Consider the following 23,943-nt stretch of genomic DNA (forward strand, 5'->3'; position numbering starts at 1 on the left):
ATTGCCCTGATTGATGAAATGGCACGAAACTACTTGGTCGCCCAGGCATTGAAGCGCTGTTCCAGCTCTTCGCCATGGTCAACCCAGAATTCCACATTCATCGCCAGCGCCCCTTGCAGGTTCTGTGGTGAAGTGGGCACCCAGTCGGCCAAGGCCGGGTCAAGCCTGGCAGCAGCCTGGGTATTGGTAGGCCCATACGGAATCTGCTGCACATAACGCACCTGGGTATCCGGTTGATTGGCATAGGCAATCAGCCGATTGGCCTGATCCACATGCCGCGAGCCTTTTATGATCGCCCAGTAATCCATGCCATACAGGCTACCGGGCCACACGACGGCCAGCGGGCTGCCCTGTTGTGCTGCCACGGCGATGCGGCCGCTGTAGGTGGAGGTCATCACCACATCGCCTGCAGTCAACCACTGCGCTGGCTGGGCGCCCGCGTCCCACCACTGGATGTAGGGCTTGAGTTCACTCAGTTTGGCGAAGGCACGTTCAACCCCGGCCGGAGTCGACAGTACTTGGTAGACATCTTCAACCTTGACCCCATCGGCCAGCAGGGCGAACTCCAGGTTGTACACCGCACGCTTGCGCAGGCCGCGCTTGCCCGGGTACTTGTTCACATCCCAGAAGTCGGCCCACGATGTCGGTGCCTGGGCCAGCTTGTTGCGGTCGTAAGCGATCGCCACGCTCCACACCAGCGCAGCCGAGCCGCAGTCCTGCGCTGCATCAGGGATCAGTTCGGCGGCACGGCCCAAGCGTTTCCAGTCAAGGTGCTCGTACACGCCCTCGTCACAGCCACGCATCAAGTCCGGCCCTTCGATCTGCACCACGTCCCAGTCGACGTTACCGGTGTCGGCCATCACCTGGATCCGCGCCATCTCGCCGTTGTATTCGCTCTGGATCAACTTGCTGCCGTCCTGCGCACTGAACGGCTTGAAGATCGCCTCGTCCTGAGCCTTCTGGCCAGCACCACCATAAGCGACCACGACCATCTCTGGCGCGGCCTGCGCACTGCCCAGGCCAAGGGCCAGCAGCGCCGTACAAAGGCCGCTCACACATGGGAATACCTGCATCGTAGTTTCCTCCTTCCGGTGCCGCGAAGGCCCGTTTTCTTGTTGTTGTGAGGTCACGCCCTCGCCGTGAGGGTGAACAAAACCTAGTCGCGCACCAGTAAAAAAACAAGTTGATTTTTTACTGGCGCTACACTTTCATAAACAAAACAAGAACAACACCGCACCGGAGCCGCCTGTATGCAGACCGCCTTCCCTCACCTGTTCGAACCCTTGCAGATACGCGGCAAACGCCTGAAGAACCGCATCATGTCCACCGGCCACGACACCTGCCTGCCTACCGACAATCTGGTGAATGACAAGCTGATCGCCTACCAGCGTGACCGCGCCGCGGGGGGCGTAGGCCTGATCGTGCTGCAAGTTGCCGGGGTGCATGACAGCGCCCGTTACACCTCGCATGTGCTGATGGCCACCGACGATGCCTGCATCGACGGCTACCGCCAGCTTGCCGAGGCCTGCCATGCGCACGGTACCGTGGTGCTCTCGCAGCTGTTTCACCCCGGGCGGGAGATCATGGAGTCGGCAGACGGCCTGTTGGCGGTGGCGTACTCGGCGTCTTCGGTGCCCAACGAACGCTTCCGCGTCATGCCGCGCGCGCTGGACCAGGCGATGATCGATGAAATCGTCCAGGGCTACGCCAGCGCCGCCCGCCGCCTGCACCAGGCCGGGCTGGATGGTGTCGAGGTGGTGGCCAGCCATGGCTATCTGCCCGCGCAGTTCCTCAACCCACGTGTGAACCTGCGCAGCGACGGCTACAACGGTGAACTGGAACAACGCCTGAGGTTCCTGCGTGAAGTGCTGGCCGCCGTGCGAGCCGCCACCGGCGAGCAGTTCATCATCGGCCTGCGCATCAGCGCCGACGAACGTGACAGCCAGGGCCTGAGCGAGGATGAGTCACTGGCCGCCGCAGTTGCCTTGCAGGGCCAACTCGACTACCTGCACATCGTCGCCGGCACTTCAGCATCACTGGGTGGCGCCCTGCATATCGTGCCGCCCATGGCCATCGAGCCCGCCTACCTGGCCCGCGAGGCCGCTACCTTCAAGCAACAGCTGGCTATCCCGCTGTTCGTGACCGGGCGCATCAACCAGCCCCAGGAAGCCGAACTGATTCTGGCCCGCGGCCAGGCCGATGTCTGCGGCATGACCCGAGCCTTGATCTGCGACCCGTTGATGCCGAACAAGACCGAACGCGGCCAGGTCGAAGATGTACGCGCCTGCATCGCGTGCAACCAGGCGTGCATCGGCCACTTCCACCGTGGCCTGGCCATCTCCTGCATCCAGCGCCCCGAAACCGGCCGAGAACTGCAATACGGGCAACTGACGCCCACGGCCAGCCCCAAGCGCATCCTCGTGGCCGGCGGCGGGCCAGCTGGCATGAAGGCCGCCGCCGTGGCCGCTGCCCGAGGGCACCAGGTAACACTGTACGAGGCCGGCCCCCAGCTCGGCGGCCAGGTGCTGCTGGCCCAGTTGCTACCGCGCCGCGCCGAGTTCGGTGGGGCCAGCACCAACCTGCAGCGGGAAATGGCCCTGGCCGGCGTGGAAGTCGTGCGCAACACCCGGGTCGACCGCACCTTGGTCGAGCGCGAGCGCCCCGACCTGGTCATTGCCGCCACCGGTGCCACCCCTTACTGGCCAGCGTTCGAACGCACCGGTGACTTGCAGGTGGTCGACGCCTGGCAGGTATTGCGCAATGAAGTGAAGCCGGGGCGCTCGGTGCTGGTCATCGACTGGCGCTGCGACTGGATCGGCCCAGGCATCGCCGAACGCCTGGTGCGCGAGGGGCATCACGTGCAGCTGGCGGTTAACGGTACCCATTGCGGCGAAAGCCTGCCGCTGTACGTGCGTGATCAACTGGCCGGCGAGTTGCATCGCCTGGGCATCCCCATCACCCCTTACGCGCGCCTGTATGGCAGCGACGACAACACGGTGTACTTGCAGCACACCGCCAGTGGCGAGCCGATGATCTTCGAGGGTATCGACACCCTGGTGCTGTGCCTGGGTCATCAGCCTGAAGACAGGCTGGCCAGCGAGCTGGCTGGCCTGGTGGAAGTGCGGCGCGTTGGCGACTGCCTGGCGCCGCGCACCGCCGAAGAAGCGATTCACGACGGCCTGACGGTTGCCTGGTCGCTCTGAGGCTGTACATACTGCGGCTTTTACGATGGACCGACGTGCATGAGCCAACTTCCCCAGCCCCCCGCCAGTGAAGCCGGGGGCGCAGCGCCGCAGTTTCTGGGCACCCGCATCCGCGGCCTGCGCAAGCGCCGTGGCATGACGCTGGCGGAGTTGGCTGCACACAGTGAACTGACTGCCGGTTATATCAGCCAGCTGGAGCGCAACCTTTCCTATCCGTCGATCCCCGCGTTGTTCAACATCGCCCGCAGCCTGGGCGTGACCATCCAGTGGTTCTTTGCCAGCGAAGCCACCACCGCCCCCGAAGACCAGGGTTACGTTGTCCGGCGCAACAGCCGCCTGAGCGTGCATTACGAAGATGGCATTGTCGATCAGTTGCTTACCCCGCAACCCAACCGCCAGCTGGAAATCCTGCACTCACGCTTCCCCCCGGGCACCTACAGCCAGCAAAGCTACAGCCATGAGGGTGAAGAAGCTGGCTACCTCCTCAGCGGCAGCTTCGAGCTTTGGGTGGGCGAGCGGCATTTCCAGCTGGGTGAAGGCGACAGTTTCAGCTTTTCCAGCCAGGAACCCCATCGCTATGGCAACCCCGGCGAAGTGGATGCCGTGGTGATCTGGGTGATCACGCCGCCAACATTTTGAAGCACTCCCGCAGGCCTTGGTAACACTGCTGACCCTCGATAGGGTCTACCTTGAGGCCGGCACGGCTGCGCAAAATCCTGGGTGAAGACGCCGCGTTACGCGTGGTAGTGGTCGACCGCGGCGCAAAAATCGGTGCCGCCTTGGGCGACGAGCTTGGCAACTACGCGGTGATGTCCTGCCAGCACGCGATTCCACTGGAGCGCAATGGGGCCGTGACAGGCCCCATCCTTGCCATCAGGCAGCAGCAAACAGCTCGTTGGCAATCTGAGCCTGGGCAGCGTCAATCGCCTGGCTACGGTGTTCCGGGCCATAGGCCAGGCCATGGGCGCGGACGATTTCCAGGTCGGTGACACCGATGAAGCCCAGGAACACTTTCAGGAAGTCCTCATGCCCCGCGCCCGTCGGCTGGCCAGCGTGCAGGCCTCCGGCGGTGGAAACCAGCACCACCTTCTTGTCGCCACAAAGGCCTTCCGGGCCAGCTTCGGTGTAGCGGAACGTTTTGCCGGCAACGGCCACGCGGTCGATCCAGGCCTTGAGTTGGGTCGGTACTGTGAAGTTGTACATCGGCGCGCCAATGACTACAGCATCAGCAGCCAGGAATTCTTCCAGGGTTTCAGCACTGAGCTTGGCTTCAAAAGCCTGGGCAGCATCGCGCATGTCTTCAGGGGTACCGGCAGCTACCAAGGTGGCGGCGGAAAAGTGGGCGATGGCGTCAGCGGCCAGGTCACGGTAAACCACTTCCACGCTTGGGTCGGCTGCTTTCCAGGCCTCGACCACTTCGCGGCTCAGCTGGCGGGAGGCGGAATTGTCGCCCAGGATGCTCGAATCGATGTGCAACAGTTTCATGGGACTCTCCTGTGATTGAAGACCGCGTCAGTGGGCGATCACGATGGGGAGAATCCTACCGGGGTGCGCAATGGCTGATAAGGAGGCAAAAATGCGTTAGTTTGTCCCACAGGTGGAACAGTGAGACAGGCCCATGCAAGACCTTAACGACCTCTTTTACTTCGTGCGCGTCGTCGAAGCCGGTGGATTCGCCGCAGCCGGGCGCCAGCTGGGCATCCCCAAGTCGCGCCTGTCGCGGCGCATCGCCGAACTGGAAGAACGCCTTGGCACGCGCCTGCTGCAACGCACCACGCGGCAGCTCAAGCTCACCGCCGTAGGTGAACGCTACCTGCATCATTGCCAGGCCATGCTGCTGGAAGCCGAAGCTGCCGATGAAGCCGTAGCCAGCATGAGCAGTGAACCGCGCGGGCGCTTGCGGGTGTCATGCCCGGTGGCGCTGGCACACGCGTTCCTGCCAGATGTGATCAGCCGTTTTCTTGAGCAGTACCCGCTGGTGCAACTGGACATGGTGCTGCTCAACCGCCGGGTCGACCTGATTTCCGAAGGCATCGACGTAGCGCTGCGCGTGCGTGACCTGGGCGATGAAGACCCGGCGCTGGTCACCCGCCGCCTTCGCCAGGCGCAAATGCAGCTGGTGGCTGCCCCCGGGTTCGCCGATCACATTCGCGAACCTGCAGAGTTGGCGTCGTTGCCCGTGCTGGGGGCCGCCGAAGCCGACCGCTTGGTACACTTCCGCCTGCTCGGTCCACAGGGCAAGCAGCAGGAAATTGCCCTGGAACCGCGCCTGGCCATTGATGATTTCGTAGTACGTAATGCTGCTGTACGGGCCGGACTAGGGTTCACTGCGCTGCCCAGCATGTTCTGCGAAGAAGAACTGGAACGCGGCGAGCTGGTGCGCCTGCTGCCCGAGTGGTCATTGCCGGGCGGGTATCTGCAGGCCGTGTATCCGCACCGGCGTGGTTTGCTGCCTGCTGTGCGGGTGTGGATCGATCACCTGGCAGCGTCATTCGAAGCTTGTGGAGAGCGGTATGTCTGAAAGGAAGATGAGCGAAGCCCAAGTGGCGGCGTTTTGCCTGAGCCTGCCGGGTGCGCGAGAAGACTACAAATGGGGTGGCATTCGGGTGTTTTCAGTAGCGGGCAACAAGATGTTCGCCGTGCTCGACCTCGCCGGTGCGGGTTTGTCGTTCAAGGTGGCCGATGAACTGTTTCTCGGCTACTGCGACCGCCCAGGGGTAAGACCTGCGCCCTATCTGGCGCGGGCAAAATGGATCAGCATGGCGCAGCCCTACCCCATGGGGCGTGATGAGCTGACAGATTTGCTGCAGCGCTCGCACCAGTTGGTGGTGCGCCGGCTGCCGAAGCGCTTGCAGGTAGGGTTGATGATGTGAACTACCTGTACCGGCCTCCCGCGGGCTTACCCGCGAAGAGGCCAGTACAGGCAATAATCAATTGAAGGGCAGATAACGCCCCTCAAAAAACAGCCAGTCCGCCCAGAACACCTGGTGCACCAGCACAATCCCCCAGCACACCAGCTGGTACGAAACCTTGCGGGTCTTGTGCCGGAACACCTGCTGCGCCACCAGTGCCCCCGGCCAGCCACCCAACAGCTCACTGGCATGCAGCACTTTCTCGGGCGTACGCCAGGCCTGGGTACGCGCCTGTTGCTTATCCTGCCAATACAGCAACAGGCTGATCAGGCTCATGGCCGGGTACAGCGCCAGCGGCCACCAGGCCTGGTCGTTCCAGGCCATGCGCGCAGCACCCAACCCGGGCAACAGGCACAATACCCCCAACAGCAGCAGTTTCAGGCGCACATTGCGTACGCCCTGCGCCCGTTGCCCGCGCAACACCTCAGCCATGAGCTGTCGACCAGTCAACCCAGCCGAACTGCCAGGTCGCCAGAATCAGCAGGCCGAACACAATGCGATACCAGGCAAACGCCGCGTAGCTGTGGTTGGCAATGAACTTGAGCAACGCGCGCACGGCGATCATGGCGAAGATGAACGACGTCACGAAGCCAATGGCAAACACCGGCAAGTCACTGGGCTGGAACAGGTCACGGTACTTGTAACCCGAATACACCGCCGCACCGACCATGGTCGGCATCGCCAGAAAGAACGAAAATTCGGTCGCGGCCTTGCGCGACAAGCCGAACAGCAGGCCGCCAATGATGGTCGAGCCCGAGCGGGAAGTGCCCGGAATCATTGCCAGGCACTGGATGAAGCCGATCTTCAGCGCATGGGTCCAGCGCATGTCGTCCACATGGTCCACCTGCACGCGGTGCTCGCGGCGCTCGGCCCAGAGCATGATGACGCCACCCACCACCAATGCCGCCGCCACGGTGATCGGGTTGAACAGGTACTCGTGAATCAGGTCGGCGAACAGCACGCCCAGAACGACCGCCGGCATGAACGCCAACAGCAGGTTGCCGGTGAAACGCCGCGCCTTGGGCTGGCTGGCCAGGCCAAACACCACTTCAAAAATTTTGCCACGAAACTCCCACACCACCGCCAGGATCGCTGCCAGCTGAATGATGATGTTGAATGCCATGGCCCGCTCACCGCCAAAACCTATCAGGTCGGCGACGATGATCTGGTGCCCGGTACTGGAGATCGGCAGAAACTCCGTCAGCCCTTCGACCACGCCTAAGATGATTGCCTGGAAGGCAGTCCAAAAATCCATCATTCCCCCGGATGGAGCGCCGCTTGCTGCGGGCCCCTTGTTCTTGATTTGCTTGAATTTGCCGCACGCGGCCCGGCTGTTTTACAGCGACTGTTGGGCGCAACGCCAGTAGAAAAGTTCACGCCCGCTAAAGGTTTCATCTTGCGCGGCCGAAATCCTAGCAGAGCGCCTTTGCAATCGCTTTACGCGACCTGCTGCAGACTATTTCAAAGATAGCACTTAGCCATTAGTCGGGTGGGGGCCTGTCGCAAAGCATGCTTGGATGCACCTCAATAAAAAGAACAATGCGGGAGCTCCTGGATGAACACGTTGAGATCGATGTCGATCAGCCGGCGCCTGTGGCTGATCCTTGTGGTGGCGGTGGCCATGTTGGTAGTGCTGGGCCTGCTCATGCTGCGCCAGATCCACGGTGACCTTTACCAGGCCAAAGCGGAAAAAACCCGCCATGTGGTGCAGACCGCCGCTGGCGTGCTGGCCTATTACCAAGGGCTGGAGGCCGCCGGCACGCTCAGCCGCGAAGCCGCCCAGCAACAGGCACTGCAGGTGGTACGTGCGTTGCGCTACGACCACGATGACTACTTCTGGATCAACGACCTGGGGCCAAAGATGATCATGCATCCGGCCAACCCCAAGCTCGATGGCCAGGACCTTTCTGCCATTCGCGACCCCGACGGCTTTGCCGTGTTCAACGAAATGGTCGCCTTGGCCCGCCAGCAGGATGCAGGGCCGGTCAACTACCGCTGGCCCAAACCCGGTGCCAGCGAGCCGGTGGCCAAGACTTCCTATATACAGCTGTTCAAACCCTGGGGCTGGATCATCGGTTCGGGCGTGTACGTCGATGACGTGCAGGCCGAATTCGCCCGCCAGTTGCGCGATGCCTCGCTGGTGGGTGTGGCTATTGCCTTGCTGATGGCACTGGTGGTCCTGCTGATTGCGCGAAGCATTGCCCGCCCCTTGCGGGAGGCTGTGCAGGCCATGGGCAATATCGCCAGCGGCGAAAGCGACCTGACGCGGCGCCTGGACACCCACGGCCGTGATGAAATCACCCACCTGGGCGAGCACTTCAACCGTTTCAACGGCAAGCTGCAGGGTGTGGTCGGCCAGCTGCAAGGGGCGGCCCACGCGCTGGCTCAGTCCGCCGGGCACGTCGGCGACAATGCAGGCGCCGCACAGCAGCACAGCGCCCAACAATCGCTACAGATGGACCAGGTAGCCACCGCCGTGAACGAGGTGACCTATGCCGTGCAGGACGTGGCCAAGACTGCCGAACAGGCCGCCGGGGAAATGCGCACCGCACAGCAGCAGGTAACCCATGGCCAGCAAGCGATTCATGGCAGCCTGGCGCAGATCGACCGGTTGTCGCTGACCATCGACCAGGCCGTGCAGGTGATTCGCGACCTGGCCGGCCACAGCACGCGCATCGGCGGTGTGCTCGATGTCATCCGCTCCATCGCCGAGCAGACCAACCTGCTGGCGCTCAATGCGGCCATCGAAGCGGCGCGGGCCGGGGAACAAGGCCGAGGCTTTGCCGTGGTCGCCGACGAAGTTCGCCTGCTGGCCCAGCGCACGGCACAATCGACGGCCGAGATCCATACCATGATCGAACACCTGCAAAGCCAGTCGGATGCAGCGGTCAAAGCCATCGACACCAGCAGTGAAGCCTCGCGCCAAACCGTCGAGCAGGCCCGCGAAGCCGGCGCCAGCCTGGACGCCATCAACCAGGCACTGACCAACCTGACCGTGCTGAATGCCTCCATTGCCAGCGCCACCTTGCAGCAGTCGCATGTGGTCGAGGAGATCAACCGCAATGTGCTGGATACCGCCGGGTTGTCCCAACAGACGGCTGATGCGGCACGTCAGTCCAGTGATGCCGGGGTGGCGTTGGGGCAATTGAGCGAGGAATTGGAACAGTTGCTGCGCCAGTTCCGGGTTTGACGCCGGCCTCTTTTGTGGGAGCGGGCATGCCCGCTCCCACAGAGAACCGATGCATCCCACCTACTGCGCCCTACACCTTCCCCAGCCGACCCGCTACAATCGCGCCCCTCCCCACAGCCGCCAAGGATCGCCGATGTCCGGCCTTGAACTCATCGCCGCCGTCCTCGGCGTCACCGCTGTCTGGCTCACGGTCAAACAAAACACCTGGTGCTGGCCAATCGGCCTGGTCATGGTGCTGATCTATGGCTGGCTGTTCTACGAGGTAAAGCTGTACTCGGGCATGCTGCTGCAACTGGCCTACGCCATCCTGCAACTGTACGGCTGGTGGCAATGGAAACGCCCCGGCCACACCGAAGATGCCCGCCAGGTATCGCGCCTGCAAGGCCCAGCGTTATTTGCCGGCCTGGCTGCCGGGGTACTGCTGAGCGCAGCCCTGGGCACGGCCATGGCCAACTGGACCGATGCCGCCCTGCCCTGGCTCGACGCCACCCTGACCGGTTTCAGCCTGGTGGCGCAACTGTGGATGGCCCAGAAGCGCCTGCAATGCTGGCCGCTGTGGGCGGCCGTAGACATCGTCTATGTAGGCCTGTACCTGCACCAGCAGCTGTACTTCACGGCAGGCTTCTTTGCCGTGCTCACCCTGATTGCCGTACGCGGCTGGCTGGAATGGCGCCGCGACCCGGCGTTGGCGCAAGCATGAGCACACAACACGCCATGAAGGTCCTGGTGCTGTGCGGCCCCGAATCCAGCGGCAAGAGCTGGCTCAGCGGTGTGATCCAGGCGCATTTCGGCGGTGTGGTGGTGGCCGAGTACGTGCGCCACTTCATCGACCAGGAGTGCCGCGATACCTGCTATGCCGATATCCCTGCCATCGCCCACGGCCAGCTGGCCTGGGAAGACCGGGCGCGCGAACAGGCACCACCGCTGCTGATCCTCGACACCCACCTGCTCAGCAACATGCTCTGGAGCCGCGCCTTGTTCAATGACTGCCCGGCCTGGCTGGAACAAGCCTTGCTTAAACGGCACTACGACCTGCACCTGCTGCTGAGCCCACAGGGGGTGGACTGGGTTGCCGATGGCCAGCGCAGCCAACCCGACATCAACGACCGCCAGCGTTTTTTCGACGACAGCCTGGCCTGGCTGAAACAGCATAATCAGGCGCACCAGATAGTTGAGGGCAATTGGCCGCAGCGCCAGTTGCTGGCCTTGCAAGCCGTTGCTACGCTACTTGATAGCGATGCGCCATCCTGCCCCGCCGAGTGTTAACCCACTGACACACTCTAGTGGGGCAAAGCCCCCGGAATTGCGGGCTTTTCCCCCGTTTCGGGGGCAGTGTCAACCCCATGAAACACCCCTGCAAAAACCCTTCCAATCAAGGCCACAGCTGGCTTGGCCAGCAATGCGCACGGCTGGCTGTTTCACCGCTGAGACAGAATGCGCCGCAGTTTGTCAGCCTTTCGCCCTAACTGTCTGATCTGAAAAAGATTCTCAAAAGCGGCACACCATCTGCTCTGTCCTTTGCATCGCTGAACAAGGCCAGCGCTCAAAGAAGGAGTTGCCGTCGTGAGGAAGAGTGACAAACGCCTCTATCACCTGTTGTTGGCGGGTTGTGTACTGGGGGCGATGAGCCTCACGGCCCACGCAGACAAAGGAATCATCATCATCAAGCGCGACGTACAGGTGCGCAACGCGACGATCCCGCCCTTGATCCCTGACCCGAGCCCGACCACTGTCAACGCCAACCCTTCTGCCCACGTGCTCAAGCAAACCAACGAACTGAGCGATGGCGATTTCGCCAGCATCAGCAGTGGCGCCGGCATCAGCAACATGATTACCCAGCAGACCAACAACCTGGGGGGCAACCTCGGCAACCAGAACCAATTGCCCAACCTGTCTGGCGGCCGTGGCACCGGGGGCGCGGGTAACGGCATCTCCAACATGGTCAACTCAAGTGTGCAACGCGGCCTCGCGCCGTTGCAGATTCTGACCGGCGGGGGCAAGTGACATGAAGCACATGCTGCTGATTCTGGCCACCCTGTGCAGTACGCCAGGCTTCGCCGATTCCCTGGTTCCCGTCATCAACAATGCCAACATCGACAGCTCGGGCAGCCGCTATCAGGGCAACCTCTCCGTCAACCAGGCCGCCGGTGACAAACAGCAACAGGCCAATGCGCGGGCCATCGCCGTCGGGCCTCAAGCGAATGCCAGCACGCAGATCCGGCAACGGCTGAACACACCCGCCGACCCGACGATGGATGCCCGCTCGACCATTCAAGGCAACGCGTTCAGCAACGGCAGTGGTGCGCTGGGCGTCAACCAGAGTGCCGGCGCCAATACCCAGCAAGCCAATGGCCTGAGCATAACCCTCAGTGCTCAACCGCAAAGCATCGACGACAGCGTCCTCATGCAACAGAACGTGGCGCTGCTCAACAACTCCGGTCCAACTGACACCCCAACAGGCCATCGCCAGGTCACCACCAGTGACCAGGCCTTCACCGGTAGCCGCGGGGTGATCCAGTTGAACCAGAGTGCCGGGGTGGGAAACCGAATGGCCAACACCTTGAGCATCCGGGTCGCGGATTGACCCTTTCAGTTAAGAACGACACTTAACCAACATAGAGTACGGAGAATCACCATGAAACCCTCGATGGCAATCAAGCCTCTGGTGTTCGCAATTGCTGCGGTCATGGCTGTTGCTGTACAAGCTGGGCAGAACGATCGGCGCAATGACCACCACAACGGCCACCATAACAATGGTCATCACACGCCTCCTCCAACCAAAATCCCTGTGTATGCAACGGCCAATGCCTGGGATACCCAAACCAGCACCGATAACCGTATCAGCAATCAAGGCACCATCAACGAAGCCGAGATGAACCAGTCGGGCGAAGGCTCCAGTGGCAACGTCGGTATCAACGTGGCGGCCGGTAACGGCAACCAGCAGGATAACGCCGCAGCCATTGCCAACGCCGGCTCCGAGTCGAGCCTGGACAACAGCTTCGTGTTCGGCATGGCCAGTGCTACTGCCGATGTCGTGCAAACCAGCGACAACAACCGGGTCGACAACTATTCGACCCAGTCGTCTGCTGTGATGAGCGGCTCGGCCAGCGGGGCTGAGGGCAACATCGGCATCAACATCGCCGGTGGCGACCTCAACCAACAGAAAAACACCATGGCCATCGCCAACACCGGTGCGCCTCTGGGTAACGCCACTGCCACGGCTTCTGCCGAACAGGACGGGCCAGGCCTGGTCGTGAACAACAGTGCTGACCGCACTTACCGCGTCGACACGATCACCATCACCACCTCGGCCAGCGGTTCGAGCTCGCGTGATGGTACGTTCAACTCGACCGACGACCGCAGCTCCTCGTCGAGCTTCAGCGTGGCCGGCTCGCAAAGCGCCAGCTCCAGCGGCTCTAGCGGCTGGAACTCCAGCGGCTCGAAATCCAGCAACGCCAGTGGCTCCAGCAGCATGTCGGCAAGCGGTTCCAACGGCTGGAATGCCAGTGGCTCTGCCAGCGGCAGCAACAGCTCGTCGAGCAGCGCCAGCCTGAACGCTTCGCTGGATGCCGCAGCCAATGCTACGCGCACCTTCACCACTGATGATGGCCGCCGCGAACGCACCCGCTCCAGCACCTTCGATGGCTCGCTCAGTGCATCGTTGGACGTATCGGTCGACAAGTCGCACGAAAGTGCATACGACTCGTCGTTCGAGAAAGCCTTCGACTCCAGCTACGACAAGACGCGCGAATCGTCTTACGACAAGTCCAAAGACTCTTCGTACACCAAGTCTCACGACTCTTCGTACGAGAATGCTTCGGCCTCGGCGTTTGAAAAGTCTGGCGAGAAATCGAAACAATCCTCGAACGACGTTTCGAAGAGCTACAGCGAAAGCAGCGCTTACGACTTGAGCAATACTGTGTCCTTCCAAGTGCTGACCCCGACCGGCTGGGCCAACCCTGTTACCAATACTGCAACCCTTAGCGGTTCGGTCAACGGTGGCAGCGGCAACCTGGGCGTGAACGTGGCAGCCGGTGTGGGCAACCAGCAGAGCAACTCGCTGGCCATTTCCAACACCTCGTTCTAAACACTGCGCTTGAGGCCCCCTTCGGGGGGCCTTTCTTCAACACCCACCGGAAGGCATCCGATCATGCGCATTATTGCCTTGGCGTTTTTGCTGTGCCTGGCCAGCGTGAGCGAAGCCGCACAAATGCCGCTGTCCGTCCTGCCGGGCGGCGCCGTGGTGTTCAAACCCATCCAGAGCGTGCGTGAACGCAAGTTCGCCGACCTGGTGCAACAAAAAACCGACTTCAGTTGCGGCGCCGCCGCGCTGGCGACCATCCTGCGCCAGGCCTACTGGCTGGATGTGGACGAACATCAGATCATCGAGGGCATGCTGGCCCACGCCGACCAGAACCTGGTGCGCACGCAAGGCTTCTCGATGCTCGACATGAAACGCTACGTCGAAAGCCTGGGGATGCGTGCCCGCGGCTACCGGGTAGCACCCGACACCCTGCACAGTGTGCGCATCCCGGTCGTGGTGCTGATGGACGTGCGCGGCTACAAGCACTTCGTGGTCATGCAAAAGGTCGACAAAGGCTGGGTGTACATCGGTGACCCGGTGCTGGGCCACAAGCGCTACAAGATCGATGATTTCCTCAAGGGCTGGAACGGCATCATCTTCGCCGTGATCGGCCAAGGGTACGACAAGAACAATGTCCTGCTCGACCCGCCCCTGCCACTGACTGCCAAGGGCCGGGTGAACAACTTCACCCCAGTGAAGGACACCGAGCTGCTGGACTTCGGCTTCATCAAAAGCGACTTCTTCTAACGACTGTTCTAATGACAAGGAGCATGAGGCTCCAGGGAGCATTTCATGAAGACTTCATTGTGGCTGGCCATGGCCTGCCTGGCCGCCAGCCTGCCAAGCCACGCCGAGGCGCTGAAACCCATCGAACTCAAGGACCAGGAGCTGGCCAACCTGCGTGGCCGCTATGTGATGCCGGGGCGCATCGTGAGTTTCGGGATTGTCATGTCCAGCACCTGGCAAAATGCCAAAGGGGACGTGATCGGGGCGACATCCACGCTGCAAGTCCAGCAGTCGACCATCAAGCCCCAGTTCTATGTCTCGATGATCGACGAAAAAGGCACCGGTGCCGCGTCGAGCGGTGCCACTTCTGCGGGCACGGGCGTGGTCACAGGTGGAAACGGGCTGACCACCACCGAGGGTGTCACCCAGGTAGTGCGTGCAGCTGGCGACAACAATACGGCCTACAACAACGTTGATATCAACGTCACCAAAGCCAACCAGGCCCCCGCTGTGCAGCAGCAAGGCCAGGTACTGGCCGCTGGCCAGACCCTGGTCGGTGAAAACGGCGCCGGCTCGCTCAGCGTGTCCTCGACCGGCGTGGGCGTGCAGCTCAACATCAATGCCAGCAACAACCAGGGCAGCAGCGTGCAGCGCCTCGCCCAGGGCGGCCTGATGCAGAATTCGACGCTGCTCGGCAATGGCAACCTGGTCAACAACGTCACTTCCCTGAATGTGGTCATGCGTGAAAGCGTGCCAACGGCCGCCTCGCTGAACGGTAGCCTCGACCAGCTCAAAGGTCTTCGCACCTTCGGATACTGATCTACGCTCAGTCTCATCAAAAGTAGTCGGAAGGGACGGCAAATCCATGCACCGATCTTTAACGCTCAACGCTTTTGTGTGTTTGACTACCCTGGCCCCGGCCACAATGCTCTATGCAGCTGCCGACCCTCAGGTCGAGGCCCTCAAACAGGAACTGATCGAGCTTAAACGCCGTTACGAAGCCCAGCAGCAAGCGCTGATGGTGCTGGAGCAGCGCGTGCGACAGGTCGAGGAAGCCCCGGCGGCGGCGCAACCCAAACGCCTGGTCAAATCCCCCGCTGAAGGGGTCAAGGGGGCACAAACTGTCGCATCCGGCGCGCCGGGCACCACCGGCAGCTCCTACGGCCAGGCACTCACCGCCGACTCGGAGCCGGCACAAAGTGTGTCCAACCTGTATGACGAAGCCAGCGGCTTCTTCGGTGGCGGCAAGTTCAGCTTCGAAACCGGCCTGACCTACACCCATTACGATACCCGTGCGCTCACGCTCAACGGTTTCCTGGCGCTGGACTCGATTTTCCTCGGCAGTATCAACCTGGACCGCATCAAGGCCGACAACTGGACCCTGGACATGACCGCGCGCTACAACCTGGCGCAGCGTTGGCAGTTCGATATCAACGTGCCCGTGGTGTACCGCGAGTCTACCTACTCGTCCGGCGGCGCGGGTGGCGCCGGGGCCAGCACCTCCGACGCCAGCGTGACCCGTGACCCGGAAATCGGCGACATCAACGTTGGCGTAGCGTACAAGTTCCTCGACGAGGACGAGACCTGGCCTGACGCTGTGGCCACCCTGCGTATCAAGGCGCCGACCGGCAAAGACCCCTATGGCATCAAGCTCCGCGAGGTCGACGGCAACAGTAACCTGGCAGTACCGGAAAGCCTGCCGACCGGTAACGGTGTGTGGTCGATCACACCGGGCATCTCGCTGGTCAAGACCTTCGACCCGGCCGTGCTGTTCGGCAGCCTGTCCTACACCTACAACATGCAAGACTCGTTCAGCGACATAAGCCCACAGGTCAACAGCAAGGTGCCGGGAGACGTGAAGCTCGGCGACTCCTGGCAAATTGGTGGTGGCATTGCCTTCGCCTTGAACGAAAAAATGAGTATGTCGTTCTCGGTGTCAGACCAGTTCGCCCGCAAGAGCAAGATCAAACCGGATGGTGGTGACTGGCAATCGATCTCCAACAGTGACTACAACGCCGCCAACTTCAACATCGGCATGACCTTCGCCGCCACCAACAACCTGACCATTGTCCCCAACCTGTCCATTGGTCTGACCGATGATGCGCCAGACTTCTCCTTCAGCCTGAAATTCCCCTACTACTTCTGATACTTGCCTTCAGCCATGCCCGTGCAAGCGGGCATGGCTTTTGGTTACCAGCCTTGTAGCCAACCGCTTTCCACTTCCCGGCCTGTTATCATCCAGCACAGATGCATGACGATTTAATGGCAAAAGGGAAGTTTTTGTGAAGAACCTGTCCGACCACCCACGTACCCGGCTTGCCGCCTTGGCAGCCCTGGTGCTGGTGATCCCACTGGGTACGCGCGCCATGCTGGGTTGGTCCAACCCGCTCGGTTACCTGTCCGACCTCGCCCTCGGCAGCCTGCTGGTCTTGCTGCTGCACCGCCGGCCATGGTGGCTGGCCCTGCCCGTGCTGCTGGCCTGGGCAGCCCTGTGGGTGGCCTCGGCCGAACTCGTCAGCGCAGTGGGCCGGTTGCCCACCAGCGCCGACCTGACGTACCTCGTCGACCCGCAATTCATGGAGAACTCTACCGGCGGGGGCCTGGCCCATGCCTGGCTGCCTTGGGTAATGGGCGCAGGCCTGTTGGTCTGGCTGGCCTGCGCGTGGCGCAGCCGCACCCGGCGCAGCCAGCCGCTGCCGCGCAAGGCCTGGGCCGTTCCCGCGCTGCTGTTCGCTACCCACTGGGGCAGCCAGCAGCTGGTACCCAGCGACGCCGATCAATGGCGGCAATACAACCTCACCCACCAACTGATGTCTGCCGGGGTCGGCACCCTGGAGCGCAAGGTCGAGGGCTGGATGGGTCGCACGCAAACGTTCACGCCGCTGGCCAGCAGCGGCCTGACGCAATCAGACCTGCATGGCCAGCGCCTGCTGGTCGGGCCAGGCAGTGCTCGCAACCTGCTGGTCATCACGGTGGAAGGTATCCCCGGGGCCTACCTGCGGCCCAATCGCCAGGCCCTGCACAGCCGCTTCGACGAAGACCTGATGCCCAAGGTCAGCCAGTGGGCCGAGCGCGGCATGAACACCCCGGACTACGTGCTGCACACCCACCAGACCATCCGCGGCCTGTACGCGATGCTGTGTGGTGACTACGACAAACTGGCCAACGGCACGCCCAAGGGCGTCGAGCTGCTAACCCAGAACGAACGCAACCAGGCCTGCCTGCCGGCGCAACTGCGCCAGGCCGGCTTTACCACCCACTACCTGCAAGGTGCCGGCCTGCGCTTCATGGCCAAGGACCGCATCATGCCGCACATCGGCTTCGATTCGGTGCACGGCCTTGAGTGGTTCCGCAACAAGAACTACCTGGACTTCCCTTGGGGCAAGGATGACCGGGCCTTCTTCGAAGGCGCCCTGGACTACGTCGGCCAGCTGCAAAAGCAGGACAAACCCTGGATGCTGACCCTGCTCACCGTGGGCACGCACCAGCCGTATTCGGCACCCGCCGAGTACCTGGAACGCTATGACACGCCCAAGCAGGCTGCGGTGGCCTACCTGGACGATGCGCTCGGGGCGTTTCTCGATAACCTGGAACGCCAGGGCGTGCTCAAGGACACATTGGTGGTGGTGACCTCCGACGAGTCCCACGGCATCGACGGTGTGCGCCTGGCCTCGTCCTGGGGCTTCAACCTCACCCTGGCGCCGGAACAGGCGCAACTGCCCCACATCAAGCGCGGCACATACGGCCATATCGATCTGGCCACCTCCGTGCTCGACTACTTTGCACTGCCCATTCCAATAGCGCTTGGTGGTCGCTCGCTGTACCGCGACTACGATACCGGCCGCGAAATGATTTCCTACACCAATGGCATGCTGCGCTATCACAACGGCCAAGGCGTCTTCACCGAATGTGACTTCCAGCAGCGCTGTCGACGTTACGCCAGCGAGGGCTTCATTGCCGACCAGGCCCGCTATCTGGGCCCGGGCGACAGCCTGCTCGGCCAGCAGATCGGCGCCCTTGCCGGGGTGCTCGACCAGTCACTGCTGCAAACCCCGCTCAACCTGCGTTACCAGTTCGGCGGCCCTTCGCCGATCAAGCTGCGCAAGCGCATTCACGATGACTGGGCCGATAACCTGATCGGCGCCCAGTACCTTGAAATGCCGGAAGGCTCGCACACCCGCGTGCGGGTGAAGGTGCGCTCGCTGGACCCCAAGCGTGTCGCCTACATCCAGCTCAAGGCCAAGCAACTGGAGCAGGATGTGCCACTGGGCCTGCCTGCCGAGGTGAAGGTCACCGCCGACGAACCGCTGGAGATGGAGTTCAGCTTTGACAACCCGACCGAGCGCAAGGCGTTTTCCTTCCATTTGCTGGGGTATGGCGGCGGTAAGGTGGAAGTCAGTGACTTCAGCGTGATCACAGCGCTGCCCGGAGAGGATGACGCCGCAGATGAACTGACCGAGGGCCACATTGCCCATTCGGGCTGAGCGGATAACCACTCATCGCCCGGCTACCGGTGCCTGTCGAATCGGCAAACGCGTGCTCGACTAGTGTGTGAACCCCCAGCGTGGAGACAGCACCATGAGCACAAGCGAAAGCAGGCACCCGGTGGTTTCCCGTAGCCAGTGGCTGGCGGCACGCCGGCAACTGTGGCTGCACGAAAAGGCCTTTACCCACCACCGCGATGCGCTGTCCGCAGCCCGCCGCGCCCTACCCTGGGTCAAGGTCGAGCAAGGCTATCGCTTCCAGGGGCCGGACGGCGAACTGAGCCTGGCTGACCTGTTCGAAGGCCGCAGCCAGCTACTGCTTTATCACTTCATGTTCGCCGAAGGCTGGAGCGAAGGCTGCCCCGGCTGTTCGTTCCTGGCCGACCACTTTGACGGCGCCAACCTGCACCTGGCGCACCACGACGTGTCGCTGGTCGCGGTGTCACGGGCCCCCTATGCCGAATTTCAGGCGTTTCGCCGTCGCATGGGCTGGCAGTTCCCCTGGTACTCGTCACAGGGCAGTGGTTTCAACGAGGACTTTGGCGTCAGTGTGGGCTGCGAGGGGGAACGGCAGTACAACTATGAGCCGTATGACGGCAATGAAAGCGAGTTGCCTGGCCTGAGTGCGTTCTACCGTGAAGCGGACGGCAGCGTTTACCACACCTACTCGACCTATGCCCGTGGGTTGGACATTCTGGTCAATACCTACAATTTCCTGGACATTGCGCCACTGGGGCGCAATGAAGGCGGGACCATGGACTGGGTGCGGCACCACGACCGGTATCAGGGGCAGCCAGACAAGCCCCACTGCTGCCACACTTAAGCTCCAAGGCACCCCATCGGGCGTGCCCGCGAACACCGGCAAAGCCGGTGCCAGGCACCAAGTCGCCTGCTTCGCGGGCACGCCCGCTCCCACAAGGGCCGCTTTTAGTCAGCCGCGAACCCCCAGCATCCCGCGCTCGACGATAAAGTCGATCACCGCCTGCAACCCCTCGCCCTTCTTCAGGTTGCTGAACGTCCACGGCCGCTGCGGGCGCATGCGCTGGGTGTCGCGCTCCATCACTTCCAGCGAAGCCCCCACATAGGGCGCCAGATCAGTCTTGTTGATCACCAGGAAGTCCGACTTGGTAATGCCCGGACCGCCCTTGCGTGGAATCTTCTCGCCCTCAGCCACGTCGATCACATAGATAGTCAGGTCGGCCAGCTCCGGGCTGAACGTGGCGCTGAGGTTGTCACCGCCGCTTTCCACGAAAATGACCTCAAGGTTACCGAACTTGCGCGCCAGCGCCTCAACGGCGGCCAGGTTCATCGAAGCGTCTTCGCGAATGGCCGTGTGCGGGCAACCGCCGGTTTCCACGCCCACGATGCGCTCCGGCTCCAGGGCGCCGGCTTCGGTGAGGATGCGCTGGTCTTCCTTGGTGTAGATGTCATTGGTAACCACAGCGATCTGGTAGTGATCGCGCATGGCCTTGCACAGCGCTTCCAGCAGTGCGGTCTTGCCAGAGCCGACCGGGCCGCCGACACCGACGCGCAGGGGTTGTTGATAGCTTTGCATGAAGGCAGTCCTCAGGAACGGAACAAACGGGTGTATTGGGTTTCGTGACGCGATGAGGCAATGGCCAGCAATGGCAGGCCGCCACCGAGCTGGTCATCGGCCAGCGCCAGGGCCTGCTCAAGTGCAGCGGGCAATTCGGTGCCCAGGTCGCGCAGCAAGGTCTGGGCCGCCTGCTGGCCGAACGGCACCAGCTTGACCCCGGCCATGACCGCGCCTTCCAGCCAGGCAAAGCCATGGCCCAGGGCCAGCTGACGCAGTGGAATGCCCCAGTGCGCAGCCAACCAGGCCATACCGCCCAACTGGGTCAATTCCAGGCTGGTGCGCCACGCCGGCGCCTGACCCAGTTGCCAGCCATCCAGAAGCCGCGCCAAGGCCGCACCACGCTGCTGCTCTTCCAGGCGCAGCTCGGCGGTTTCGCGGTTGGCCAGCAAGAAGCGGCTCCAGTGGCCGAAGGCCTCGGCGTCCTCGGCCTGACAAGCGTGATACAGGCGCGCCAGCACCGGCCAGTCCAGGCAAGCCAAGGTGTCTTCGACCTGCTCGCGCTGCCAGGCTGCGAAGCCATCCACGCCCTTCACCCAGCCCGCCTCGACCGCCCACTCCAGGCCTTGCGAATACGTGAAACCGCCCACCGGCAGGCCGGGACTGGCCAGCTGCAACAGGCGCAGCAACGCCAGGTCGCTGTCCATCAACCGGCCAGCACCAGCGCGGCACCGGCCAGCAGGCCACCACCGAAGGCTTTCTGCAGGCCACTGTGCCGGCGCAGCAGGCACCCGACGGCAAAGCCCGCCGCCAACAGCAAGCCGCTGACCGTGACAAAGCCGGCGCTGAACTGCCAGAACGCGCTCGGCGTGGCTTCCACGCCATGGGCCCAGCCGTGGAACAGGGCAAACACCGGCATGGCCATGGCCAGCAGCAACTGCCGGCTTGGTAGCAGCACCGCCCCGGCGGCCACCAGCAGCGACCCGGCAATCAAGGTTTCCATGCCCAGCACGTCACCGAACAAGTGGCCACAGACTGCCCCGCCAAACATCGCCGCCAGGGTTGCCATGGGCAGTGTCAGGCTGCGCCGGGTCAGTGCAGCGAGTACGCCAGTGCCCAACAGCATCAGCAGGTGGTCAAGGCCCGTCAGCGGGTGCAGCAGGCCATCGTGCAACGGATTGCTGTCATGCCCAGGGTGAGCGAAAGCCGGCAGCGCCAGCATCAGTAGAAACAGGGCGAACGTCTTTTTCATGGGTTGCTCCAGGGCAGTTCAGGAATGGGCAGGCAGGCGAACGAACGGGTGATCGTTGCCGTGGGCATGGCTGTGGCCATGCGGCGCGCTCTGATAGGCGCCCGCTTCGGGCTCGAACGGAGCCTGTTCGGCCTCCACCGTCAGGCCCAGACCACGCAGCATGTCGTCCAGCACATGGTCGTGCTGGAAACGCAGCAGGCCAGGCTCGATCTGCAGGGGCACGTGGCGGTTCCCCAGGTGATAGGCCGCACGGGCCAACAGGTGCGGGTCGGCACAGCGCACCGTCGACACCGTTTCGGGTGCCGCCAGCACACGAATCAGCTGGCTGCCATCGGCATCGGCAAGCAACTCTCCCCCGCGTAGCAGGTGGCCGCGTTCGAGCATCAGGCCGGCTTCGCGGCCATCGTCCAGGGTCACACGCAGGCGGCTCTTGATACGGCTGTCCACATCCAGGGTGACGGTGCCGGTTTCGGTGAGCGTGCCGGGCTCGGTGATGCGGCGGGTCAAGACAATCATCGGTGCTCCTTCAAAACAGGAAATAACGCTGAGCCAGCGGCAACTCGCTGGCCGGCTCGCAGACCAGCAGCTCGCCATCGGCACGCACCTGGTAGGTTTGCGCATCGACCTCGATCAGCGGCTGCAAAGTGTTGTGGACCATGTCCGGCTTGCGCACCCGGCGGCAGCCGTTGACCACGCCTACCAGGCTGCGCAGGTTCAGCTCTTCTGCCAGGCCGCGGTCCATGGCCGCCTGGGGCAGGAAGGTCATGCGTGTGGCATGCCGCGCCGCGCCCAGGGCGCCGAACATGGGCCGGTAGTGCACCGGCTGCGGCGTGGGGATAGAGCCGTTGATATCGCCCATGGGTGCGGTGACGATCATTCCGCCCTTGATCACCAGCGCCGGCTTGACCGCGAAGAACGCCGGCGACCACAGCACCAGGTCGGCCAGCTTGCCCGCCTCCACCGACCCCACTTCGTGGCCGATGCCATGGGTGAGTGCCGGGTTGATGGTGTACTTGGCGATGTAGCGTTTGACCCGGAAGTTGTCGCTGTAGGCGGTGTCAGGTGCCAGAGGCCCGCGGCGCAGCTTCATCTGGTGCGCGACCTGCCAGGTACGCAGTACCACTTCCCCGACCCGGCCCATGGCCTGGGAGTCGGACGACGTCATGGCAAAGGCGCCCATGTCGTGGAGAATGTCCTCGGCCGCAATGGTTTCGCGGCGGATGCGTGATTCGGCAAAGGCCACGTCCTCGGCAATGCTTGGGTCCAGGTGGTGGCAGACCATCAGCATGTCCAGGTGCTCGTCAACGGTGTTGACCGTGTACGGCAAGGTCGGGTTGGTCGAGGAAGGCAACACGTTGGCCTGCCCCGCCGCGCGGATGATGTCTGGCGCATGGCCACCGCCGGCACCTTCGGTGTGGAAGGTATGGATGGTGCGGTCGCCGATGGCCGCCAAGGTGTCTTCGATGCAGCCGGATTCGTTGAGTGTGTCGGTGTGGATCGCCACCTGGATGTCCATTTCCTCGGCCACGCCCAGGCAACAGTCGATGGCTGCAGGCGTAGAGCCCCAGTCTTCATGCAGTTTCAGGCCGACAGCGCCCGCAGCGATCTGCTCACGCAGCGCTTCAGGCCGCGAGGCATTGCCCTTGCCCAGCAAACCGATGTTGATCGGCAGGCTGTCGGCGGCCTGCAGCATGCGCGCCAGGTACCAGGGGCCGGGCGTGCAGGTTGTGGCATTGGTGCCGGTGGCCGGCCCGGTGCCGCCGCCAATGAAGGTGGTGACGCCACTGTTCAGCGCCTCGTCCACCTGCTGCGGGCAGATGAAATGGATATGCGAGTCCACGCCGCCGGCGGTGACGATCTTGCCCTCGGCCGCGATCACTTCGGTACCTGGCCCGACCGGTACGTTCACGCCCGGCTGCACATCGGGGTTGCCGGCCTTGCCGATCACCGCGATACGCCCGTGCTTGATGCCGATGTCGGCCTTGACGATGCCCCAGTGGTCGATGATCAGCGCATTGGTCAGCACCAGGTCCATGGCTTCGGCGGCCAGCATCTGGCCCTGCCCCATGCCATCGCGGATCACCTTGCCGCCGCCGAACTTCACTTCTTCGCCATAGATCGTGAAGTCCTTCTCTACCTCAACCCACAGCGCCGTGTCGGCCAGCCGCACGCGGTCGCCCACCGTGGGGCCGAACATGTCGGCATAGGCCTGGCGGGAAATACGGCTCATACCCTGCCCTCCAGTGCACCCATCACCTTGCCCTGAAAGCCGTAGACCTCACGCTTGCCGGCGTAGGCCACCAATTGCACGGTGCGCGCCTGGCCTGGCTCGAAACGCACGGCAGTGCCGGCCGGAATGTCCAGACGAAAGCCCAGGGTGGGCGCTCTGTCGAACACCAACGCGTCGTTGACTTCGAAGAAGTGGTAATGCGAGCCGACCTGCACCGGCCGGTCACCGTGGTTGGCCACGCTGACGCTGACGGTTTCCCGGCCACTGTTCAGTTCGATGTCGCCAGCAGCGACCTGGATTTCACCTGGGATCATGCGGGGCTCCTTGG

The 23,943-nt window shown here is 62.9% G+C and carries 25 protein-coding genes and 2 pseudogenes; 17 read left to right on the forward strand and 10 right to left on the reverse strand.

Annotated elements, in window-relative coordinates:
• Nucleotides 1–29: 29 nt before the first annotated feature.
• Nucleotides 30–1,073, reverse strand: coding sequence for an ABC transporter substrate-binding protein (locus tag FHW75_RS04935; RefSeq protein WP_183673252.1), 1,044 nt, complete (start codon nt 1,071–1,073; stop codon nt 30–32).
• A gap of 177 nt (nt 1,074–1,250) precedes the next feature.
• Here FHW75_RS04935 and FHW75_RS04940 point away from each other — a divergent pair, with 177 nt between their 5' ends.
• The 3 genes and pseudogenes from FHW75_RS04940 to FHW75_RS26725 all read left to right on the forward strand — a co-directional run.
• The gene (locus tag FHW75_RS04940) at nt 1,251–3,203 is read left to right on the forward strand and encodes an FAD-dependent oxidoreductase (RefSeq protein ID WP_027609820.1); all 1,953 of its coding nucleotides are present in this window, start codon (nt 1,251–1,253) and stop codon (nt 3,201–3,203) included.
• A 39-nt stretch (nt 3,204–3,242) separates the two neighbouring features.
• Entirely contained in the window at nt 3,243–3,842 is a 600-nt protein-coding gene (locus FHW75_RS04945; RefSeq protein ID WP_019098582.1) for a helix-turn-helix domain-containing protein, read from the forward strand.
• A gap of 44 nt (nt 3,843–3,886) precedes the next feature.
• Nucleotides 3,887–4,024 (forward strand): annotated as a pseudogene (locus FHW75_RS26725) (NAD(P)/FAD-dependent oxidoreductase); the annotation flags it as partial.
• A 52-nt stretch (nt 4,025–4,076) separates the two neighbouring features.
• Here the strand turns inward: FHW75_RS26725 and FHW75_RS04950 are convergent.
• On the reverse strand, nt 4,077–4,688 hold the full coding sequence (locus FHW75_RS04950; RefSeq protein ID WP_019098581.1) for an FMN-dependent NADH-azoreductase: 612 nt from the start codon (nt 4,686–4,688) through the stop codon (nt 4,077–4,079).
• Nucleotides 4,689–4,821: 133 nt separating this feature from the next.
• Here FHW75_RS04950 and FHW75_RS04955 point away from each other — a divergent pair, with 133 nt between their 5' ends.
• Both FHW75_RS04955 and FHW75_RS04960 read left to right on the forward strand, forming a co-directional pair.
• The gene (locus FHW75_RS04955; protein ID WP_183673254.1) at nt 4,822–5,724 is read left to right on the forward strand and encodes a LysR substrate-binding domain-containing protein; all 903 of its coding nucleotides are present in this window, start codon (nt 4,822–4,824) and stop codon (nt 5,722–5,724) included.
• Nucleotides 5,717–6,076 (forward strand): MmcQ/YjbR family DNA-binding protein, encoded by a 360-nt coding sequence (locus FHW75_RS04960; protein WP_161989885.1) that lies wholly within the window; start codon nt 5,717–5,719, stop codon nt 6,074–6,076. Before FHW75_RS04955 ends, FHW75_RS04960 begins: the two co-directional genes overlap by 8 nt.
• 57 nt (nt 6,077–6,133) lie before the next feature.
• Here FHW75_RS04960 and FHW75_RS04965 read toward each other — a convergent pair whose 3' ends face one another.
• Nucleotides 6,134–6,547, reverse strand: coding sequence for a DUF1294 domain-containing protein (locus FHW75_RS04965; protein ID WP_019098578.1), 414 nt, complete (start codon nt 6,545–6,547; stop codon nt 6,134–6,136).
• Nucleotides 6,540–7,370, reverse strand: coding sequence for an undecaprenyl-diphosphate phosphatase (locus FHW75_RS04970; protein WP_025753007.1), 831 nt, complete (start codon nt 7,368–7,370; stop codon nt 6,540–6,542). The genes FHW75_RS04965 and FHW75_RS04970 overlap by 8 nt, the downstream gene beginning before the upstream one ends.
• A gap of 390 nt (nt 7,371–7,760) precedes the next feature.
• Here FHW75_RS04970 and mcpP point away from each other — a divergent pair.
• The 12 genes and pseudogenes from mcpP to FHW75_RS05025 all read left to right on the forward strand — a co-directional run.
• A pseudogene (mcpP, locus tag FHW75_RS27095) lies at nt 7,761–8,432 on the forward strand (methyl-accepting chemotaxis protein McpP); the annotation flags it as partial.
• A 138-nt stretch (nt 8,433–8,570) separates the two neighbouring features.
• Entirely contained in the window at nt 8,571–9,305 is a 735-nt protein-coding gene (locus FHW75_RS27100) for a methyl-accepting chemotaxis protein (RefSeq protein ID WP_409321561.1), read from the forward strand.
• 133 nt (nt 9,306–9,438) lie between these two features.
• Nucleotides 9,439–10,005 (forward strand): nicotinamide riboside transporter PnuC, encoded by a 567-nt coding sequence (pnuC, locus tag FHW75_RS04980; protein ID WP_183673258.1) that lies wholly within the window; start codon nt 9,439–9,441, stop codon nt 10,003–10,005.
• Entirely contained in the window at nt 10,002–10,571 is a 570-nt protein-coding gene (locus FHW75_RS04985; protein WP_159266170.1) for an AAA family ATPase, read from the forward strand. The genes pnuC and FHW75_RS04985 overlap by 4 nt, the downstream gene beginning before the upstream one ends.
• 297 nt (nt 10,572–10,868) lie before the next feature.
• A complete protein-coding gene (locus FHW75_RS04990) occupies nt 10,869–11,309 on the forward strand; it encodes a hypothetical protein (protein WP_019098573.1) in 441 nt (146 codons plus the stop codon).
• A 1-nt stretch (nt 11,310) separates the two neighbouring features.
• Nucleotides 11,311–11,889 carry an adhesin gene (locus tag FHW75_RS04995; protein WP_183673260.1) on the forward strand — a complete coding sequence of 193 codons (579 nt, stop codon included), beginning with the start codon at nt 11,311–11,313 and terminating at the stop codon, nt 11,887–11,889.
• A 51-nt stretch (nt 11,890–11,940) separates the two neighbouring features.
• Nucleotides 11,941–13,392 (forward strand): hypothetical protein, encoded by a 1,452-nt coding sequence (locus FHW75_RS05000; RefSeq protein ID WP_019098571.1) that lies wholly within the window; start codon nt 11,941–11,943, stop codon nt 13,390–13,392.
• A gap of 63 nt (nt 13,393–13,455) precedes the next feature.
• Complete coding sequence (locus FHW75_RS05005; RefSeq protein ID WP_016714146.1) at nt 13,456–14,136, forward strand: C39 family peptidase; 681 nt, start codon at nt 13,456–13,458, stop codon at nt 14,134–14,136.
• 45 nt (nt 14,137–14,181) lie between these two features.
• The gene (locus FHW75_RS05010) at nt 14,182–14,934 is read left to right on the forward strand and encodes a hypothetical protein (RefSeq protein WP_019098570.1); all 753 of its coding nucleotides are present in this window, start codon (nt 14,182–14,184) and stop codon (nt 14,932–14,934) included.
• A 46-nt stretch (nt 14,935–14,980) separates the two neighbouring features.
• Entirely contained in the window at nt 14,981–16,261 is a 1,281-nt protein-coding gene (locus tag FHW75_RS05015) for a hypothetical protein (protein ID WP_019098569.1), read from the forward strand.
• A 136-nt stretch (nt 16,262–16,397) separates the two neighbouring features.
• Nucleotides 16,398–18,599, forward strand: coding sequence for an LTA synthase family protein (locus tag FHW75_RS05020; protein WP_025753015.1), 2,202 nt, complete (start codon nt 16,398–16,400; stop codon nt 18,597–18,599).
• 94 nt (nt 18,600–18,693) lie between these two features.
• Nucleotides 18,694–19,422, forward strand: coding sequence for a thioredoxin family protein (locus tag FHW75_RS05025; RefSeq protein WP_019099109.1), 729 nt, complete (start codon nt 18,694–18,696; stop codon nt 19,420–19,422).
• A gap of 108 nt (nt 19,423–19,530) precedes the next feature.
• On the opposite strand, the gene ureG is transcribed toward FHW75_RS05025, so the two are convergent.
• From ureG to FHW75_RS05055, 6 genes are read right to left on the reverse strand one after another with little or no spacing between them, the layout of a single operon-like run.
• Complete coding sequence (ureG, locus tag FHW75_RS05030; protein WP_010953755.1) at nt 19,531–20,154, reverse strand: urease accessory protein UreG; 624 nt, start codon at nt 20,152–20,154, stop codon at nt 19,531–19,533.
• Nucleotides 20,155–20,165: 11 nt separating this feature from the next.
• A complete protein-coding gene (locus FHW75_RS05035) occupies nt 20,166–20,840 on the reverse strand; it encodes an urease accessory protein UreF (protein ID WP_025753023.1) in 675 nt (224 codons plus the stop codon).
• Nucleotides 20,840–21,385 carry a HupE/UreJ family protein gene (locus FHW75_RS05040; RefSeq protein WP_019099107.1) on the reverse strand — a complete coding sequence of 182 codons (546 nt, stop codon included), beginning with the start codon at nt 21,383–21,385 and terminating at the stop codon, nt 20,840–20,842. The genes FHW75_RS05035 and FHW75_RS05040 overlap by 1 nt, the downstream gene beginning before the upstream one ends.
• Nucleotides 21,386–21,403: 18 nt before the next feature.
• The gene (ureE, locus tag FHW75_RS05045; RefSeq protein ID WP_016714153.1) at nt 21,404–21,901 is read right to left on the reverse strand and encodes an urease accessory protein UreE; all 498 of its coding nucleotides are present in this window, start codon (nt 21,899–21,901) and stop codon (nt 21,404–21,406) included.
• A 10-nt stretch (nt 21,902–21,911) separates the two neighbouring features.
• Nucleotides 21,912–23,615: an urease subunit alpha gene (gene ureC / locus FHW75_RS05050; RefSeq protein WP_019099105.1), complete on the reverse strand. Its 1,704-nt coding sequence runs from the start codon at nt 23,613–23,615 to the stop codon at nt 21,912–21,914.
• Nucleotides 23,612–23,929: an urease subunit beta gene (locus FHW75_RS05055; RefSeq protein ID WP_016714155.1), complete on the reverse strand. Its 318-nt coding sequence runs from the start codon at nt 23,927–23,929 to the stop codon at nt 23,612–23,614. The genes ureC and FHW75_RS05055 overlap by 4 nt, the downstream gene beginning before the upstream one ends.
• Nucleotides 23,930–23,943 lie beyond the last annotated feature (14 nt).

Source organism: Pseudomonas sp. OG7 (assembly GCF_014192825.1).
Lineage (GTDB): Bacteria > Pseudomonadota > Gammaproteobacteria > Pseudomonadales > Pseudomonadaceae > Aquipseudomonas > Aquipseudomonas monteilii.